Origin of the sequence: Streptomyces wedmorensis (assembly GCF_000716445.1) — a bacterium.
Taxonomy (GTDB): domain Bacteria; phylum Actinomycetota; class Actinomycetes; order Streptomycetales; family Streptomycetaceae; genus Streptomyces; species Streptomyces wedmorensis.
Window position 1 is genome coordinate 115,201 of record NZ_JNWK01000004.1, and the last position, 17,492, is coordinate 132,692.

The following is a 17,492-nucleotide window of genomic DNA, read 5'->3' on the forward strand; positions in this document are numbered from 1 at the left end:
GTACTCTGGTCCCCGTAACGAACGGAAGGGGCGGTCGACGTCATGTACGGCTGGATCTGGCGGCATCTGCCGGGCAACGCGTGGGTACGGGCGCTGCTCTCGATCGTGCTGGTCCTCGCGGTCGTCTACGTCCTCTTCCAGTACGTGTTCCCCTGGGCGGAGCCGCTGCTTCCGTTCAACGATGTGACGGTGGACGGCCAGTGAGCGCGCGAATTCTCGTCGTCGACAACTACGACAGCTTCGTCTTCAACCTCGTTCAGTACCTCTACCAGCTCGGCGCCGAGTGCGAAGTCCTCCGCAACGACGAGGTCGAGCTGAGCCACGCCCAGGACGGTTTCGACGGCGTCCTGCTCTCGCCCGGCCCGGGCGCCCCGGAGCAGGCGGGGGTCTGCATCGACATGGTCCGGCACTGCGCCGCCACCGGTGTGCCCGTCTTCGGCGTCTGCCTCGGCATGCAGTCGATGGCCGTGGCGTACGGCGGTGTCGTCGACCGCGCGCCCGAGCTGCTGCACGGCAAGACCTCGCTCGTCACGCACGAGGGCCAGGGCGTCTTCGCCGGTCTGCCGTCGCCGTTCACCGCGACCCGGTACCACTCGCTGGCCGCCGAGCCCGCGGCGCTGCCGGCCGAGCTCGAGGTCACGGCGCGGACCGAGGACGGCATCATCATGGGCCTCCGCCACCGCGATCTGCCCGTCGAGGGCGTTCAGTTCCACCCCGAGTCGGTCCTCACCGAGCACGGCCACCTGATGCTCGCCAACTGGCTGGAGCAGTGCGGCGACAAGGGGGCGGTCGGCCGGTCGGCGGGGCTCGCGCCGGTGGTGGGCAAGGCCGTCGCGTGACGACGGGCTCGCCGTGGTTCCGTGCGGCGAACACGCCGGAACCCGAGTCGATACCCGCGGACCCGTACGGCTACGGGCAGTCGACGCCCTATGAGCCGGAGCCGGCGCCGTACGCCCCGGAACAGGGGCCCTACGCGCCCGAGCCTTCCTCGTACACGCCGGAACCGGCGCCCTACGAGCCTGCGCCGGAGCCCTCCCCGTACCAGCCCGAGCAGGCCCCCTACGCGCCCGCGTCCTACGCGCCCGAGCCCGCGCCCGTGTACGAGCCCGCCTACGAGGCCCCGGCGGGGTCGGAGGCGGGCCATGACGCCCCGCGCGAGGCCGTGGGCGAGCCGTACGCCGCCGAGGAGCCCGCGGAGCCCCCGCGGGCCCGGCACGACGAGACGATGCCCCTACGGGCCGTGGAGCCCCTTCCCGGGCCCGGGCGGGCCGAGCGGCGCCGTGCCGCCAAAGGCGGCCGGGGCAGGACCAGGGGCGCCGCCGCACCCGCGGCCCGCACGGAGGCCTCCGGCGAGGCCCGGCCCCTCTCCCGCGTCGAGGCCCGCCGCGCCGCCAAAGCCGCCAAGGAGAGCGTCGGCGTCGTCGCCAGCCGGGCCGTCGGAGAACTCTTCATCACCTTCGGCGTCGTCATGCTCCTCTTCGTCACCTACCAGCTGTGGTGGACGAACGTCCTCGCCGGTCAGGAGACCGACCGGGCCAAGGAACGGATCGAGGACACCTGGGCCAAGGGCGACGACCCCGAGAAGGGCGACGACGGCAAGCCGGGGGCCTTCGAGCCCGGCGAGGGCTTCGCCATCATGTACATCCCCAAGCTGGACGTCGTCGTCCCGATCGCCGAGGGCATCAGCAAGGCCAAGGTCCTCGACAAGGGAATGGTCGGCCACTACGGCGAGGGCAAGCTCAAGACGGCCATGCCCGCCGACAAGCAGGGCAACTTCGCCGTCGCCGGCCACCGCAACACCCACGGCGAACCGTTCCGCTACATCAACCAGTTGAAGCCCGGCGACCCGATCGTCGTCGAGACGCGGAACGCGTACTACACGTACGAGATGGCCAGCATCCTGCCGCAGACCTCGCCCTCGAACGTCTCGGTCATCGAACCCGTCCCGAAGGGCTCGGGCTTCACCAAGCCCGGCCGGTTCATCACGCTGACCACCTGCACGCCCGAGTTCACCAGCACGTACCGCATGATCGTGTGGGGCAAGCTGGTCGAGGAACGCCCGCGCAGTGAGGGAAAGCCGCAAGCGCTCGTAGGCTGAGACCCCACACCTCCGGACGGGACGACGGGACGACCTAGTGGCACGCGCGCGCAACCGGATGGCCGGGATGATCAGCGTCTTCGGCGAACTCCTCATCACAGCGGGCCTGGTGCTCGGACTCTTCGTCGTCTACTCGCTGTGGTGGACCAACGTCCTCGCCGACCGCGCCGCCGACAAGGACGGCGCGCAGGTCCGCGACCAGTGGGCCGACCAGGGTCCCGGCGCGCTCGACACCAAGGACGGCATCGGCTTCCTCCACGTCCCCGCCATGCAGAACGGCGAGGTCCTGGTGAAGCGCGGCACCGGCACCGACGTCCTCAACCACGGCGTCGCCGGTTACTACACCGACCCGATCAAGTCCGCGCTCCCGCAGGACCAGCAGGGCAACTTCACGCTGGCCGCGCACCGGGACGGCCACGGCGCCAAGTTCCACAACATCCACAAGCTGAAGACCGGGGACTCGATCGTCTTCGAGACCAAGGACACCTGGTACGTCTACAAGGTCTACAAGACCCTGCCCGAGACCACGAAGTACAACGTCGACGTCCTCCAGCCCGTCCCCCGGGAATCCGGCAGGACCAAGCCCGGCCGCTACATCACCCTGACCACCTGCACCCCCGTGTACACCTCGGACTACCGCTACATCGTCTGGGGCGAACTGGAGCGTGCGGAGAAGGTCGACCGCGACCGGACACCGCCGGCCGAGCTGCGCTGAGCGCATGACCGAAGGGGAGAGCCCCGGCATCCGTCCTGGATGCCGGGGCTCTCCCCTTCGCCTTGCGCGGGACGACCTTCAGGCCTTCGGGCCGTCGGCCGTCGGGCCTTCGGTTCAGCCGAAGAACCCGCCGCCGCGGTTGTCCCCGCCGCCCATCGTGATGACGGTGACCGGGTCGGTGGTGTTGACCATCGACCCCTCCGGCGGGTTGGTGCCGAGGACCATCGCGTCCTCCTTGTCGGAGTTCTGCTGGATGACCGTCAGGCCCAGGGCCTGGAGCTGGTCCCGGACGTCCTTGAACTTCTTGCCGGTCAGGCCCGTGGGGATCTGGACCTGGGTCTGCTGCGGGCCCTTGGAGACGCGGAGCTTGACCTCGGAGCCCTCGGGCGCCTTGCTGTTGCCGTCCGGGGTCTGGGAGAGCACCTGGTCCTTGGGCTGGTCGGAGTCGACGTACTCGGTGACCACGACGAACTTCAGGTCCTTGAGCTGCTGCTCGGCCTGGGACACCTGGTTGCCGACGACCGGCGGGACAGTGACCTGGTTCTTCTTGGCGACGGTGATCGTCACCTCGGAGTTCTTCTCCGCCTTGGTGTTGCTCTGCGGGTTCTGGCTGAGGACCGTACCGGGGTCCTCGTCCGACTCCTGCTGCTCGACCTTGACCTTGAAGCCCTTGCTCTCCAGGCTCTCCTTGGCGCGCTCCTCGGACTGCTCGACGACGTCCGGGACCTCCACGAGCGGGGCGCCCTCGGAGACGTACGCCTGGATCGTGCCGCCGACGTCCATCTTCGCCACGTTGTCCGAGGCGGGGGTCTGCCGACAGATCAGGCCCTTGGGCTGGTCGCAGCGCTCGGTGCCGGCCTGGGTGACCTTCACCTGGGCGTTGCCCGCCAGGCCCGTCGCCGACTTCATGTCCTGGCCGACCAGCTGGGGCACGGTGACCTGCTGCGTGCCCTCCTGCTTCTCGAAGAGCGAGACGCCGATGAAGATCGCGCCGACGAGCACCAGGATGCCCGCGAGGACCAGCAGGATCGTCGAGGTGTTCGACTTCTTCTGGCCACCGCGCCGGCGGTCCGGGCGGTCGTCGTAGCCGTAGCCGTCGTCCTGGCCGATCGGCGGCATCATCGACGTCTGGCCGCCGGGGTCGGCCTGGCGCAGGGCGGTGGTCGGCTGGTCCTCCGGCGGATAGCCGCCGTAGCCCCCGCCGTACGCGGGCGCGCCCGCCATGCCCATCCCCATGCCCATCGCGGCCGCGGCGGCGACCGGCTGGCCGTCGAGGCAGGCCTCGATGTCCGCACGCATCTCGTCTGCGGACTGGTAGCGGTAGTCAGGGTCCTTGACCAGCGCCTTCAGGACGATGGCGTCCATCTCGGGCGTGATCTCGGGGTCGAAGTTGCTCGGCGGCTGCGGTTCCTCGCGGACGTGCTGGTACGCGACCGCGACCGGGGAGTCACCGATGAAGGGGGGCCGGACCGTGAGGAGCTCGTACAGCAGGCAGCCCGTCGAGTACAGGTCGGAGCGGGCGTCGACCTGCTCGCCCTTGGCCTGCTCGGGGGACAGGTACTGGGCCGTGCCGATCACCGCGGCGGTCTGCGTCATGGTCATGCCCGCGTCGCCCATGGCGCGCGCGATGCCGAAGTCCATGACCTTGACCTGGCCGGTGCGCGTCAGCATGACGTTCGCCGGCTTGATGTCACGGTGCACGATGCCGGCGCGGTGCGAGTACTCCAGCGCCTGCAGGATGCCGACCGTCATCTCGAGGGTGCGCTCGGGCAGCAGCTTGCGTCCGGAGTGCAGCAGCTCACGCAGGGTCGACCCGTCGACGTACTCCATCACGATGTACGGGATGGAGACCCCGTCGACGTAGTCCTCGCCGGTGTCGTACACGGCGACGATCGCCGGGTGGTTCAGAGAGGCGGCGGACTGTGCCTCACGGCGGAACCGGGCCTGGAAGGACGGATCGCGGGCCAGGTCGGCCCGCAGCGTCTTCACGGCGACGGTGCGGCCGAGCCGGGTGTCCTGGGCGAGGTACACCTCGGCCATGCCACCACGGCCGAGCACCGAGCCCAGCTCGTACCGGCCGCCGAGGCGACGCGGCTCTTCCATAGCTAATCCAGCCCTCTCCGTCTGTCCCGACCGCACCCATGGGTGGTCCGGCGGTGTGTGCTGTTCGCGGATACGGTACCGGCCCCGGGAATGCGTTCCGCCCGGGGCCGCCAGCTGATACCCGACCGGTACCTGGCTCGTACCGTGTCGGCGATCAGCCCCTGCTCTTCAGGACCGCCTTCATGACGGCCTTCGCGATCGGGGCCGCCAGACCACCACCGCTGATGTCCTCGCGGTCGGTGCCCGCGGAGTCCTCGACGATCACGGCGACCGCGACGGGGGAGCCCTCGGAGGTCTTCGCGTACGAGATGAACCACGCGTACGGACGCTTGGCGTTCTTCTCGCCGTGCTGGGCCGTGCCCGTCTTGCCGCCGACCTTCACGCCGTCCATGTTCAGGTCGGCCTTGCCGCCGGTGCCGTTGGAGACGACGTTCTCCATCATCTCCTGGAGCAGCTGCGCGTTCTTCTGCGAGACCGGCCGGCTCATCTCCTCCGGCTCGTTCTTCTTGATCAGGTCGACGTTCGGGGCGCGCAGCTCGTCGATCATGTACGGCTTCATCAGCTTGCCGTCGTTGGCGATCGCCGCCGTGACCATCGCCATCTGGAGCGGGGTGGTCGCGGTGTTGAACTGGCCGATGGACGAGAGCGCGTTGCCGCCCCGGTCGGCCTGCTTGTCGTAGACCGAGGCGGAGGAGCGGACCGGGGTGAACTGCTCGGCGTTGAAGCCGAACTTCTCGGCCATCTCGACCATCTTGTCGCGGCCGATGTCGTCGCCGAGCTTCGCGAACACCGAGTTGCAGGAGATCTCGAGCGCCCGGTTGAGGCTGGCCTTCGCGCAGCCGCTGGCGTGGTTGACCATCTCCTTGGTGGAGAGGGGGATCTTCCAGCCGTCGGGGGTGTCGGTCGCCGCGTTGATGTCGGTGACCGCGCCGTTCTCCAGCGCCGCGGCGGCGGTCACGACCTTGAAGACGGAGCCGGGCGGGTAGATCTCCCGGATCGCGCGGTTCAGCTTCGGCTTGTTCTTGTCCTTCTCCAGCGCGACCCAGGCCTTCTCGTCCTTGCCGGAGTAGCCCGCGAAGGAGGAGGGGTCGTACGAGGGCGTGGAGGCCATCGCCAGGATCTTGCCGGTCTTCGGCTCGATCGCCACGACGGCACCCGTCTTGCTGCCGAGTCCCTCGAAGGCGGCCTTCTGCGCGGCGCCGTTGAGGGTGGTGACGACGTCGCCGCCCTTCTTCTTCTCGCCGGTGAACATGGCGAGGGTGCGGTCGAAGAACAGCCGGTCGTCGTTGCCGGTGAGGATGCCGTCCTCGATCTTCTCGATCTGGTTGGCGTCGTAGGCCTGCGACGCGTAGCCCGTGACCGGGGCCCACATGGGGCCGTCGATGTAGGTGCGCTTGAACTTGTAGTACGGGTCCTTGGAGTCCACGGAGCCGGTGATCGGCTTGCCGTCCACGATGATGTTGCCGCGGACGTTGGCGTACCGCTCGATCTGGACGCGCTTGTTCGTCGGGTGGGTGTTCAGCTCGTCGGCGCGGACGAACTGGAGCCAGTTGTCCCGCAGGAGCAGGGCGAGGACGAGCAGGCCGCAGAAGATCGCGACCCGGCGCAGCGGCTTGTTCACGGACGGACCACCTGGGTCATCTCGGCGTCGGGGGACGGGGCGGGCGCGGGCGCGGGGCGCCGGGCGGTGTCGCTGATCCGGATCAGGATGCCGATCAGGGCCCAGTTGGCGATCACCGAGGATCCGCCGTACGCGAGGAACGGCATGGTCATACCGGTCAGCGGGATGAGGCCCATCACGCCGCCGGCGACGACGAAGATCTGGAGTGCGAAGGCGCCGGAGAGGCCCATCGCGAGCAGCTTGCCGAAGGGGTCGCGGGCGGCGAGGGCGGTGCGGACACCGCGCTCGATGATCAGCCCGTAGATGAGCAGGAAGACCATGACACCGGCGAGGCCGAGCTCCTCGCCGACGGTGGCGAAGATGAAGTCGGAGTTGGCCGCGAAGCCGATCAGGTCCGAGTTGCCCTGGCCGAGGCCGGTGCCGAGGATGCCGCCGGAGCCGAAGGACATCATGACCTGGCTCATCTGCTGGCAGGCCGCGATGCCTTCCTTGGCGCAGCCGAACGGGTCCGCCCAGGCGTCCACGCGGTCCTGCACGTGACCGGCGAAGGAGGCCACGCCGACCGCGCCCGCGACCGACATGAGGAGACCCATGACGATCCAGCTGGTCCGCTCGGTCGCCACGTACAGCATGATCACGAACATGCCGAAGAACAGCAGCGAGGTGCCGAGGTCGTTCTCGAAGATCAGGATGAGGAGGCTGACCGCCCAGATCGTCAGGATCGGGCCGAGGTCGCGGCCACGCGGCAGGTAGAGCCCCATGAAGCGGCGGCTGGCCAGGGCGAGGGCGTCCCGCTTCACCATCAGGTAGCCGGAGAAGAAGATCGCGAGCACGATCTTCGCGAACTCACCGGGCTGGATGGAGAAACCGGCGACGTTGATCCAGATCTTGGCGCCGTAGACGGCCGAGCCGAGGCCCGGCACGAGCGGCAGCAACAGGAGCACGAGCGCCGCCACCATCGAGATGTACGTGTAGCGCTGGAGGACCCGGTGGTCCTTCAGGAGCAGCAGCATGCCGACGAACATGGCGATGCCGATGGCCGAGTACATCATCTGCTTCGGCGCGTCCGGGCTGAAGCTGTCGTACAGCCGCATCGAGGTCGCGATCAGCCGCGGCGACTGGTCGAGGCGCCAGATCAGCACCAGGCCCATGCCGTTGAGCAGGGTGGCGAGGGGGAGCAGCAGCGGGTCCGCGTACGGGGCCCACTTGCGCACCACGAGGTGGGCGACGCCCGCCAGGAGCGCGAGGCCGAGGCCGTAGCCGAGCATGCCGGACGGGACCTTGCCGTCGATGGCCAGGCCCACGTTGAGGTACGCGAACACCGGGATGACGACGGCGAAACCCAGCAGTGCCAGCTCGGTGTTGCGGCGGCTCGGCGCCTCGATCGCGCCGATGGTGGTCGTGTTGGTGACAACGCTCATGGTGGTGAAAGGCCCCCTACGGGTGCTTACTGCTTGCCGCAGTTCGAGGCCAGCTTCTGCTCCTCCGCGGTGAGGGTGGGACCCGGGGAGGGAGCGGCTGTGGTGGGCTTGGAGTCGGGGGTGGCGGTGTCGCCGGGCTTCGTGGCCGGCGGCTTGGTCGCGGCGGCCTTCTCGGCGGCCTCGCGCTGCTGCTCGGTCTTCTTGCACGCCGTGGCCTGCAGGGCCAGCTCGGAGACCTTCGTCTCGGCCTTGCCGAGGCTGCCGCCCGCGATCGTGTCCTCGACCTGCTTCCGCTGGTAGGCGGGGAGGTACTTGAGTTCGATCTCGGGGTGGTCCTTCTCGACCTTCGAGAGCGAGATCCACGCCAGGTCCTGGCTGATGCCCTGGTACAGCGCGACGTGCTGGTCCTTGGCGCCCACGTAGTACTGCGTCTGCGTCCAGCGCCAGGCGCCGTAGAGCCCGCCGCCTGCGACGGCGAGGATCAGGACGAGGAAGAAGGAGCGCTTGAGCCACTTGCGGCCGGTGCGCGGCTTCTCGAAGTCGGCGTCCGCGTACGACTCGAAGGAGCCCTGCGGCGGCATGCCGCCGTACCCGTGGTCGTCACCGCTGCCGGGCGGGCCGAAGCCGCCGGCGGGCGGCTGCTGGTGCGGTGCGGGGCGGCCGAGGCCGGACGCGCGGCCGGCCGGGGTCTGCATGGCGCCGCCGTCGTTCAGCTGGGCGGCCTGGTTCTCGGCGACCGCGCCCACGATGACCGGGGTGTCGCTGAGGTGACCGGCGAGGGTGTCGCCGCCGTCGACGTCGAGGACGTCGGCGACGATCACCGTGATGTTGTCGGGGCCGCCGCCGCGCAGCGCGAGCTGGATCAGCTCCTGCACGGTCTCCTGCGGGCCCTGGTAGCTGGCGAGGGTGTCCTCGAGGGTCTGGTGCGAGACCACGCCGGACAGGCCGTCGGAGCAGATCAGGTAGCGGTCGCCGGCCCGGACCTCGCGGATGGAGAGGTCGGGTTCGACGTGGTCGCCGCTGCCGAGCGCGCGCATGAGGAGCGAGCGCTGCGGGTGGGTGGTGGCCTCTTCCTCGGTGATCCGGCCCTCGTCGACGAGGCGCTGGACCCAGGTGTGGTCCTGGGTGATCTGGGTCAGGACGCCGTCACGGAGCAGGTAGGCGCGCGAGTCGCCGACGTGCACGAGGCCGAGCCGCTGGCCCGTCCACAGCAGGGCGGTGAGCGTGGTGCCCATGCCCTCCAGCTGCGGGTCCTCCTCGACCATCATCCGGAGCTGGTCGTTGGCGCGCTGCACCGCCGTACCGAGCGAGGTGAGGATGTCGGAGCCGGGGACGTCGTCGTCGAGGGTGACCAGGGTGGAGATCACCTCGGAGGAGGCGACCTCGCCGGCCGCCTGACCGCCCATGCCGTCGGCGATGGCGAGCAGTCGGGGCCCGGCGTAGCCCGAGTCCTCGTTGCCCTCGCGGATCATGCCCTTGTGCGAGCCCGCGGCGAATCGCAGGGACAGACTCATGCGCACCTGCCCTGTCGACGCTGCATCGGGGTACAGCCGGTCTCGACCCACACTGCCCACCCTCCGGTCGCTCCGGTCGCTTCAGTCGCTCCGGTCAGGAGCGCGGCACGGCCTGTGGCGGGGACCGTCCGGGCTCGCTCGCTCCGCTCGCGCCTATCCATGATGTAGCACTACTTCCGAAGCTCGATGACGGTCTTGCCGATGCGGATCGGCGCGCCCAGCGGAATCGGTGTGGCGGTGGTGAGGCGGGTCCGGTCGAGGTAGGTGCCGTTCGTGGAACCGAGGTCCTCGACGATCCACTGGCCGTCCCGGTCCGGGTAGATCCTGGCGTGGCGGCTGGAGGCGTAGTCGTCGTCGAGGACGATCGTCGAGTCGTGCGCCCGGCCCAGCGTGATCGTCTGGCCCTGGAGGGCGACGGTCGTGCCGGTGAGGGTGCCCTCGGAGACGACCAGCTTGGTCGGGGCGCCGCGGCGTTGGCGGCCCCCGGCGCTCTGCTGGCCACGCTGCTGCGGAGGCGCGGCGGCCTGGCGCGCGGCCTGCTGCGGCCGCGCCTCCTGGCGCCGCGAACCGCGCTGGGTTACCCGCGTACCGAACAGGTCGCTGCGGATGACCTGGACGGCCACGATGACGAACAGCCACAGAACGGCCAGGAAACCCAACCGCATGACCGTCAGGGTCAGCTCTGACATTGCCCCCGCTTCACCCTTCGGCTTGCCGGTAAACGATGGTGGTGCTGCCCACGACGATCCGCGAGCCGTCGCGGAGCGTAGCGCGGGTGGTGTGCTGCCCGTCCACCACGATGCCGTTGGTGGATCCGAGATCCTGGATCGTCGAGGGCGTTCCGGTCCGGATCTCGCAGTGCCGGCGGGAGACGCCGGGATCGTCGATCCTCACGTCCGCGTCGGTGCTGCGGCCGAGGACCAGGGTCGGGCGGGAGATCTGGTGGCGGTTGCCGTTGATCTCGATCCAGCGGCGCGTCCCGCTGCCCGCACCGGTTCCGGGCACGGCGACGGGGCCGCCGGGCCGGGCGCCGCCGGGTGCCGTCGGCCGGTGGCCGGGAGCGCCGGGAGGCGGGGACGCGGGCATGGGCGGGACGCCGGCCGGGGGGTATCCGTAACCGCCGCGGCCCTGCGCCTGACCCTGCTGCTGTCCCGGGGCGGGCGGCTGCGGCTGTGACGTACTCGACGCCAGCGTGCGGCTTCGGACGCGGTACAGGCCGGTGTCGAGGTCCTCGGCCTTCTCCAGGTGGACCTTGATCGGTCCCATGAAGGTGTACCGCTGCTGCTTGGCGTAGTCCCTGACCAGGCCGGCGAGCTCGTCGCCGAGCTGGCCCGAGTAGGGGCTGAGACGCTCGTAGTCCGGCGTGCTCAGCTCCACGATGAAGTCGTTGGGGACGACGGTCCGCTCGCGGTTCCAGATCTGCGCGTTGTTGTCGCACTCGCGCTGGAGCGCGCCGGCGATCTCGACGGGCTGGACCTCGGACTTGAAGACCTTGGCGAAGGTGCCGTTGACCAGGCCTTCGAGACGCTGCTCGAATCGCTTCAGGACTCCCATGGGGCACCTCCTCCGTCGTTGTCGTCCTGGTACTGCTTACTGATCGTATCCACGCGTCGGGAAATCGGCTGGTTCCCCTTCTCTGCCCTGTGGACGAGTGTCACCTCTCACAGGCTTCCCCCACGGATCGTAGAGGCGGCCTGTGGACAGTGTCCCGCACCCGGCTGTGGAACCGGGGTTCGGTCCGCGGGTCCGTGCGGGACGGCGGTGCGGTCCATCCCCTTCGTCCCTCCTCCTCCACGCTTCTCCCCCTGGTCCCTCCGGCTTCTCCCGCTCCCTCCTCCCCTGCTTCCCCTCCGTCCACGCCCCTCACCTTGTTCTGCCCTGGCGAGGTCGAAACAACGGATGTGAATCCACGGTCTGCGACGTGCTAATCTTCAGATGTCGCCAGGCGCTCCCACCAAAAAGGTGAGAGGGTCCGGAGCACACCCAATGCGCGGGTGGCGGAATAGGCAGACGCGCTGGATTCAGGTTCCAGTGCCCGAAAGGGCGTGGGGGTTCAACTCCCCCCTCGCGCACCAGTCGAGAAGGTCGGCATCGTTCACACGATGCCGACCTTCTCGCTTTTCCCGACGTTCTCCCGGACGCTCCTCTTCGACGCCCCCCGGGGCGTGGAGTGTGACGTACGACGCTTCCGAGGGCCCCGAGGGCCCCGAGGGCCGGAGGGCGAACTCGGGGCCCTCGGGGGTCGTCCGGAGGTGCGGAGGTCGTCAGACGGCCTCGGTGTCCACGTCCAGCTCGATGAGCGCCGCCGCCGCGAGGGCGTTGCGGTACGAGTCCTCCCGGGTCTCGCCCACGGCCTGGACGTAGCCGACCCGCTGGCTGTTGCTGTGCACGTCGGCGCTGACGGCCTCGCCCGGTTCCACGTACATGCCGACGGAACGGCAGCCGGGCGCCGCGGCGGCGGCGTCGAGGCCCGCGACGCCGCGGAGGCGGCCCGTGACCGGCGAGGTGATGCGCAGCTCGGTCACCGCGCCCTCCGGGGTCAGCGCGGGTACGGCGGCGCCCGTCAGCTTCGCCACCGTGACTTCGGCGGGGCGGAGGCCGGACACGTACCCGATGGCCTGCTGCATGCCGGCGCCGACGAGGCGCGCGTTCATCTCCAGCAGGCGGGGCCCCTCATCGGTGAGCACGAACTCGAGGTGGAACGGGCCGAAGTCGTAGTCCAGCGCCCGGAGGGTGTCCCGTACGAAGTCCTCGGCGCCGGCGCAGGGCGGCTCGGCCGCGAAGCGCAGGGCCAGCTCCACGAAGTACGGCGGTTCGGTCATGACGCGGTCCGAGTAGCCGAAGACGGTCAGCTCGTCGGCGTCGACGAAACCCTCCGCGCTGAACACCGGTCCTTCGAGCACCTCCTCGAACAGCAGGGTCCGCTTGGGACGGACACCGCGGCCGTACGCCCGGCCCATGTGGCTGCGGGCGATCGCGGCCACCTCCTCGTCGCTCTCCACCAGGGCGACGTCCCAGCTGGACGCGCCGTCCACCGGCTTGACGACGCACGGGTAGCCGATCGGGGAGGACGGGTGCGCCGCGTCGGCCGGCTGGGTGGCCCAGCGCACGTCCTCCACGCCCGCGCGTGCCATGGCGGCCCGGGCGGCGGACTTGTCGCGACGGATGGCGGCTCCGTCCGGCGCCGGCCCGGGCAGGCCGTACTGGCGGGACACGCTCGCCGCCACACCGACGAAGCTGTCCACCGAGCTGTGGACCGCGGCGATCTCGCCGCTCAGCGCGACGAGCATGTGGCCCACGTGCTCCGGGTTGCTGGTGTCCGTGATCAGCCAGGCGTCCACGAGGTCGTCGAAGGCCGAGCCGTAGAACGAGCGGTCAGCCGCGACCACGGCGGTGCGGTGGCCCCGCGCACGCGCGGCGGCGAGGAACTGCTGACTCGGCGCCGTCAGCCGGTCGCCGGCCGACATGAGCTCCCGGGCGCCGCCGGGAAGGGTGTGCAGCTCGACTGAGACGAGCCATGAGTTTCCCACGAGAGGGTCCTTCTGAAGTGGAGGGGCGCGGGGAGCTCCCGCGCCGTGAACGGTGCCGGCGCCTGCGGCCGGCGGAGGTCATGCGAGGGCGACGGGCAGCAGGGAGTCGGAGAGGGCGTCCGGCCGGTCCCCGAGCTGCGCGGCCGTCAGCTCCCACTGCTCACGGTTGAGGGCGGCCGCCGCGCCGTCGTCCGCGGCGGGCAGGCCCGTGCCCGTGACGAGGCCCCACAGCAGCAGCACGTGCGCGCCGCGGCGGATCTTGGGCTGGAGGGTGCCGATGCCCAGGTGCACCTCGCGGACCCCCGCCGCGTACGCCTGCTCGATGGGCCGGTAGTAGAACAGCTCGAAGTACTCGGCGGCCGACGCGTCCCGGGAGTGGTCGAAGCCGTACGCCCGGGCGGCGATCTGCGTGGTCGTGGTGAAGGTCAGCGCGCAGCCGGCCATGACGGAGTCGCGAGCGCAGGTGTGCACCGTCGCGGTGCGGCCGCAGGTCTCGGCCTGCTGCCGCATCAGCTCCGTCATCGCCTCGTCCCCGGCCTGGTGGCCGTGGTGGGTCTGGTGGGAGGCGATCAGCGGTCCCATGGGGCGCCAGACGTCCCGGAAGGCCTCCGCACGGTAGGTGTAGCCCGCTTCGAGGAAGGTGCGGCGGTCCCGGCGGATCTGCCGGCGCTGATTGGCGGTGGCGGCCGCCAGGTAGTCGTCGAACCCGTCCCCGGGCAGACCGATGGCGCAGTCGGCGGCGAGCAGCCGGGGCCTGGTGAGGCGCGAGTACGGCATCAGCCGCCGTGCGTCCTCCTCGCCGAGGTACAGCCACCACGCGTTGCCGTCGGCCTCGTCGCCCGCGAACCGGTCGACGGCCGCGACGAGTCGGTCGAGCGCCAGGTCCGCGTGCGGATGGGCGTGGTCGAGCAGGAGCCGGTTGGCGTGGCCCCGCCGGTTCCCGACGAGCAGGACCGGCTTGTCCCGGGGGAGTTCGAGGTCCGGGAAGAGGGTGGAGGGCCGGTAGCGGCCGCTGCCCTCGCGGGTCACGAGATAGGCGCTCGCGGCGGCGACCAGAGCTCCGTCCTCGTCGTGGACGAGGAAGTAGTACGCGCGCGCGTGCGGATCGAGCTCCTGGTAGGCCGCCCAGTCGTGTCCGGCGTAGAACGACCCGCCGGCGAGGGCGTCCCACCGGTCGCGCGGGACGTCCGCGAGGGTGCGGGCCAGGGTGACGTTCATGCGTTGCTCGCCCTTACTGGTGTGAGAACAATGGCGCGCCCCGTCCAGCTCGACCAGAAGCGGGCCGCGGGCACGGCCGCGTGGTCGGCTCCCCAGCGCGAGGGGTCGGCGAAGCCGGCGTACACCTCGCCGTCCCGTTCGAACTCGCCGGTGAACAGGACGAGATGGCCGCCCTGGCGGCCGTCCTCGGGGAAACGGAACGAGCACGAGACGATCGACGGAGTGCCGGCCCGGGCGAGTTCCTGGAGGGGGGCCGGGGTGGGGAACGCCGAGGCGTGCCCCTGGAGTCCGTACTCGGAGGCAAGCCGGACCAGGCCCGCGTGCAGCCACCCCTTGGGGGTGTGGGCGCCGAGCGCGAGGCCGTGGTGCAGGAGCGGGAGCCGGTCGGGCACCGCCAGGCCGTGGAAGTCGAGGAGCATGCGGAGGCACGCGAGACCGCAGCACCTCTCCCCCCACTCGTGAGGCCCGTCCGTCGGCCACACGGCGGAGGGATCCGCGATCTCCTCGGGGGTGAAGTGCTGTCCGAAGCGTCGTACGGCGAGCGGCTCCCCGAGGAGCGGCGTGCCCGGAACGCGAAGGCGGTGAGGGCTCACTTGGCACTCCCCGCGGCGGCCGTCTTCTTCGCCACGACGGCGTCCGTCGGGTCCGTCGGGTCCGTCCGGTCCGTCCGGTCCGTCGGGTCCTTCGGGTCCATCGGTTCAGCCGTCTCTGTCGGTGTCGTCGAATCCGTCGTTTCCGTCGTTTCCGTCGTGAGGCGGCGTCCGGCTCTCCCGGCACAGGCGGCGGTGAGGACGCCGGCGACGGCGAACAGCGCGCCCAGCCAGAGCCATCCGGCGGATCCGTGGTCGAGGACCACCAGCGAGAGCAGTCCCGGCGCGAGGCTCCGCATGATGCCCGGACCCAGCGCGAAGACGCTCTGGTAGGCGCCCTGCGCCGTGTCGGGGGCGAGTTCGAACCCGAAGTAGAACCCGCTGGAGGACTGCGCCAGTTCGCCGAGCGTGAAGACGACCGCCCACAGGACGAGCACCGGTACCACCGCCATGACCGGCAGGTGGGCCGTCAGGAACATGAACCCGCAGGAGAGGGCGAGCAGCATGCCCGCCCTGCGCGCCTGGCGGACGGCCGCGGGCAGCGTCGCCGCGCTCCGACTGGCCCGGACCTGCAGGAGCACGACGAGCACCGTGTTGACGAGCACCAGCAGCGAGACGGACCACGCGGGGGCCGACGTACGGGTGACGACCCACAGCGGAAGGGCGAAGGAGAGGGTGCTCACGTGCAGCGAGAGGAGCCCGTTCGCGGCGGTCACGGCCAGGTAGCCGCGGTCGCGCAGGGGCCGGGGCGTCGGCGTCGCGGGCGCACCGCCTCCTGATCCGTCCGCCTTCCGCGGTGCCCGTGCGGGCACCCGGGAGATCAGTGCCGCGGCGACGAGGAAGAGCAGCGCGTTGGCCAGGATGAGGGTCCGGTAGGCGGTCGGCGTGCCTACGGACAGGGCGATGCCCGCGAGGAGGGTGCCGCAGCCGAGTCCGACGTTGGTGGCGGTACGGAGCTGGGCGCGGGCGGTGAGCCGTTCGGCCGGTGGTGCCACGACGTGGACCAGGGCGCCGACCGTTCCCGCGATGCCCCGGTCGGCCACTCCGCTGATCACCGCGACGATCATGAAGCCCGTGAAGTCGTCCACGAACACGTAGCCGGTCATGGCGGTGGCCTGGAGGAGCAGCAGGGCCAGGTAGACCGGTTTGGCGCCGATGCGGTCGGCGAGCCTCCCGCACACCACCATCAGGGCGAGACCGACGGCCGTGGCGGTACCGAGGCCGAGTGCCACCTGCCCGGAGGACAGGCCGATGACGCGGGTGAAGAAGAGCGCGCTGCCCGTGAGGTACAGGCCGCTGCCGACGGTGTTCACCAGATTGGCCGACGCGAAGCGCCGGAGGCCGGGGTCTGACGGCAGCAGTTCGAGGCTGCGCAGGGCGGCTCGCATCAGGACACGGTCCAGGGGGCGGGAGTGGCCCGCTTCACTGCCTCCGCCAGCAGCCCGATCACGAGTTCGTCGTAGGAGATCCCCGCTTCGGCGCAGGAGACCGGGAGGTTGCTGTGCCGCTGGAGGCCGGGAATGGTGTTCGTCTCCAGCGCGTACGGCACGTCGTCGGCGTCGATCATGTAATCGACCCGGATGGCGCCTCGGCAGTCCAGGAATTCGTGGAGGGATTCGGCGCCGCGCGCCATCTCCTTGACGGTGTGTTCCGGGAGGTCGTCGGGGACGCGGTATTCGATGGAGGGCGCGTCGTCGCCACCGAGCTTGGTGGACTCGTCGTAATAGGCGGCGCTGGTGACGAATTCCAGCGGCGGCATGCAGAGCAGGCCTTCGTCGGACGGGATGACGCTGATCGTCATCGCCCGTCCGGTGATGAACTCCTCCAGGAAGCACCGGGTGAATCCGCGCTCCGTCATTTCCGTGAGGGCCGGGACGAGTTCCTCGGTCCGCTCGATCAGACGGAGGCCGACGCTGCTGCCGCCGTCCACGGCCTTCAGCATGGCGGGCAGCGGGAAGTCCGCCGCGACGGCGGCGGCGGTCTTCGGCGACAGGAGCCGCGAGCTGCGCGGGGTGGCGATGCCCAGGTGCGCGAAGACGGCCTTCGAGACCAGCTTGTCCATGCCGACGCTGCTGGCCAGCACGCCGGACGAGGTGTACGGCACGGAGAGGAAGTCCAGGAGTCCCTGGATCCTGCCGTCTTCTCCGTAGGGTCCGTGGACGTTGAGGAAGGCCGCGTCGAAGCCGGTGATCCGGGTGATGAAGTCCGGGGCCGTCGGGTCCAGGTGCTCGCAGCGCACGCCCGAGTCGGTCAGCGCTTCGAGGATGGCCGTCAGCGACCACTGGGCCCGCGGCACCGTGCGCAGGTAGAGGGCGTCCTCCTGGGAAACCGGGCCGGCGATGACCGCTACCCGTTTCCCGCGAAGTATCTCCAGGTCTCGGACAAGGTTCTGGGCAGGCATGAGGATCCATTCAATGCGTGTTGCATGTATCGGTTCCTCGCGAGTAAACAGTCTGGTCGGTCTCGTTTTCAAGATCGATACGAGTGCCCGGAACCATCCTCGCTAATGTTCCGCGTACGGAGGGTAGCTGTTTGCCTCGTGTTCGGCCTGGCGGAGTCGACGGCGTTCGGCGGGCGGCGGAATTCTCGCATCCGAATATCGACGGGGCCCTGAACTCGGCATCTATGTATGCCTGTTCGGTTTGAAGGGGTGTGCTATCGCCGACGGGAGTCGTCGAGTCA

The 17,492-nt window shown here is 70.2% G+C and carries 15 protein-coding genes and 1 tRNA gene; 5 read left to right on the top strand and 11 right to left on the bottom strand.

The window, feature by feature from the left end:
* The first annotated feature begins 42 nt into the window (after positions 1 to 42).
* Genes OO54_RS44890 through OO54_RS04065 form a run of 4 tightly spaced genes read left to right on the top strand, consistent with a single transcriptional unit; the run spans position 43 to position 2,813 of the window.
* Positions 43 to 204 carry a hypothetical protein gene (locus tag OO54_RS44890; RefSeq protein WP_017240377.1) on the top strand — a complete coding sequence of 54 codons (162 nt, stop codon included), beginning with the start codon at positions 43 to 45 and terminating at the stop codon, positions 202 to 204.
* Positions 201 to 839: an aminodeoxychorismate/anthranilate synthase component II gene (locus OO54_RS04055; RefSeq protein WP_033201470.1), complete on the top strand. Its 639-nt coding sequence runs from the start codon at positions 201 to 203 to the stop codon at positions 837 to 839. The genes OO54_RS44890 and OO54_RS04055 overlap by 4 nt, the downstream gene beginning before the upstream one ends.
* A complete protein-coding gene (locus OO54_RS04060; protein ID WP_033201471.1) occupies positions 836 to 2,098 on the top strand; it encodes a class E sortase in 1,263 nt (420 codons plus the stop codon). Before OO54_RS04055 ends, OO54_RS04060 begins: the two co-directional genes overlap by 4 nt.
* Positions 2,099 to 2,135: 37 nt before the next feature.
* On the top strand, positions 2,136 to 2,813 hold the full coding sequence (locus tag OO54_RS04065) for a class E sortase (protein ID WP_033201472.1): 678 nt from the start codon (positions 2,136 to 2,138) through the stop codon (positions 2,811 to 2,813).
* Positions 2,814 to 2,927: 114 nt separating this feature from the next.
* On the opposite strand, the gene pknB is transcribed toward OO54_RS04065, so the two are convergent.
* From pknB to OO54_RS04095, 6 genes are all read right to left on the bottom strand, one after another.
* Positions 2,928 to 4,916: a Stk1 family PASTA domain-containing Ser/Thr kinase gene (gene pknB / locus OO54_RS04070; protein WP_033201473.1), complete on the bottom strand. Its 1,989-nt coding sequence runs from the start codon at positions 4,914 to 4,916 to the stop codon at positions 2,928 to 2,930.
* A gap of 154 nt (positions 4,917 to 5,070) precedes the next feature.
* On the bottom strand, positions 5,071 to 6,537 hold the full coding sequence (locus OO54_RS04075) for a peptidoglycan D,D-transpeptidase FtsI family protein (RefSeq protein ID WP_033201474.1): 1,467 nt from the start codon (positions 6,535 to 6,537) through the stop codon (positions 5,071 to 5,073).
* Positions 6,534 to 7,958, bottom strand: a complete 1,425-nt coding sequence (locus tag OO54_RS04080) for an FtsW/RodA/SpoVE family cell cycle protein (protein ID WP_033201475.1) — start codon at positions 7,956 to 7,958, stop codon at positions 6,534 to 6,536. The genes OO54_RS04075 and OO54_RS04080 overlap by 4 nt, the downstream gene beginning before the upstream one ends.
* A gap of 26 nt (positions 7,959 to 7,984) precedes the next feature.
* Complete coding sequence (locus OO54_RS04085) at positions 7,985 to 9,472, bottom strand: Stp1/IreP family PP2C-type Ser/Thr phosphatase (RefSeq protein ID WP_033201476.1); 1,488 nt, start codon at positions 9,470 to 9,472, stop codon at positions 7,985 to 7,987.
* 170 nt (positions 9,473 to 9,642) lie between these two features.
* Positions 9,643 to 10,161: an FHA domain-containing protein FhaB/FipA gene (locus OO54_RS04090; RefSeq protein WP_033201477.1), complete on the bottom strand. Its 519-nt coding sequence runs from the start codon at positions 10,159 to 10,161 to the stop codon at positions 9,643 to 9,645.
* Positions 10,162 to 10,171: 10 nt separating this feature from the next.
* A complete protein-coding gene (locus tag OO54_RS04095) occupies positions 10,172 to 11,026 on the bottom strand; it encodes an FHA domain-containing protein (RefSeq protein WP_033201478.1) in 855 nt (284 codons plus the stop codon).
* Between the two features lie 434 nt (positions 11,027 to 11,460).
* Between OO54_RS04095 and OO54_RS04100 the strand changes: the two genes are divergently transcribed.
* A tRNA-Leu gene (locus OO54_RS04100) sits at positions 11,461 to 11,547 on the top strand.
* A gap of 189 nt (positions 11,548 to 11,736) precedes the next feature.
* On the opposite strand, the gene OO54_RS04105 is transcribed toward OO54_RS04100, so the two are convergent.
* The 5 genes from OO54_RS04105 to OO54_RS04125 all read right to left on the bottom strand — a co-directional run bounded on the left by OO54_RS04105 (position 11,737) and on the right by OO54_RS04125 (position 17,211).
* Positions 11,737 to 13,002 (bottom strand): ATP-grasp domain-containing protein, encoded by a 1,266-nt coding sequence (locus OO54_RS04105; RefSeq protein WP_033201479.1) that lies wholly within the window; start codon positions 13,000 to 13,002, stop codon positions 11,737 to 11,739.
* A 78-nt stretch (positions 13,003 to 13,080) separates the two neighbouring features.
* Positions 13,081 to 14,220: a GNAT family N-acetyltransferase gene (locus OO54_RS04110; protein ID WP_051786686.1), complete on the bottom strand. Its 1,140-nt coding sequence runs from the start codon at positions 14,218 to 14,220 to the stop codon at positions 13,081 to 13,083.
* Positions 14,217 to 14,813 (bottom strand): cysteine peptidase family C39 domain-containing protein, encoded by a 597-nt coding sequence (locus tag OO54_RS04115; RefSeq protein ID WP_051786687.1) that lies wholly within the window; start codon positions 14,811 to 14,813, stop codon positions 14,217 to 14,219. Before OO54_RS04115 ends, OO54_RS04110 begins: the two co-directional genes overlap by 4 nt.
* The gene (locus OO54_RS04120) at positions 14,810 to 16,198 is read right to left on the bottom strand and encodes an MFS transporter (protein ID WP_051786688.1); all 1,389 of its coding nucleotides are present in this window, start codon (positions 16,196 to 16,198) and stop codon (positions 14,810 to 14,812) included. The genes OO54_RS04115 and OO54_RS04120 overlap by 4 nt, the downstream gene beginning before the upstream one ends.
* Positions 16,198 to 17,211, bottom strand: a complete 1,014-nt coding sequence (locus tag OO54_RS04125) for a D-alanine--D-alanine ligase family protein (protein WP_033201480.1) — start codon at positions 17,209 to 17,211, stop codon at positions 16,198 to 16,200. The genes OO54_RS04120 and OO54_RS04125 overlap by 1 nt, the downstream gene beginning before the upstream one ends.
* Positions 17,212 to 17,492: the final 281 nt, after the last annotated feature.

What these genes read in the sequence shown, in the direction of transcription:
- OO54_RS04125 (WP_033201480.1), bottom strand. Translation starts at nt 17,211, where the DNA reads ATGCCTGCCCAGAACCTTGTCCGAGACCTGGAGATACTTCGCGGGAAA.
- OO54_RS04090 (WP_033201477.1), bottom strand. Translation starts at nt 10,161, where the DNA reads ATGTCAGAGCTGACCCTGACGGTCATGCGGTTGGGTTTCCTGGCCGTT.
- pknB (WP_033201473.1), bottom strand. Translation starts at nt 4,916, where the DNA reads ATGGAAGAGCCGCGTCGCCTCGGCGGCCGGTACGAGCTGGGCTCGGTG.
- OO54_RS04080 (WP_033201475.1), bottom strand. Translation starts at nt 7,958, where the DNA reads ATGAGCGTTGTCACCAACACGACCACCATCGGCGCGATCGAGGCGCCG.
- OO54_RS04095 (WP_033201478.1), bottom strand. Translation starts at nt 11,026, where the DNA reads ATGGGAGTCCTGAAGCGATTCGAGCAGCGTCTCGAAGGCCTGGTCAAC.
- OO54_RS04085 (WP_033201476.1), bottom strand. Translation starts at nt 9,472, where the DNA reads ATGAGTCTGTCCCTGCGATTCGCCGCGGGCTCGCACAAGGGCATGATC.
- OO54_RS44890 (WP_017240377.1), top strand. Translation starts at nt 43, where the DNA reads ATGTACGGCTGGATCTGGCGGCATCTGCCGGGCAACGCGTGGGTACGG.
- OO54_RS04120 (WP_051786688.1), bottom strand. Translation starts at nt 16,198, where the DNA reads ATGCGAGCCGCCCTGCGCAGCCTCGAACTGCTGCCGTCAGACCCCGGC.
- OO54_RS04110 (WP_051786686.1), bottom strand. Translation starts at nt 14,220, where the DNA reads ATGAACGTCACCCTGGCCCGCACCCTCGCGGACGTCCCGCGCGACCGG.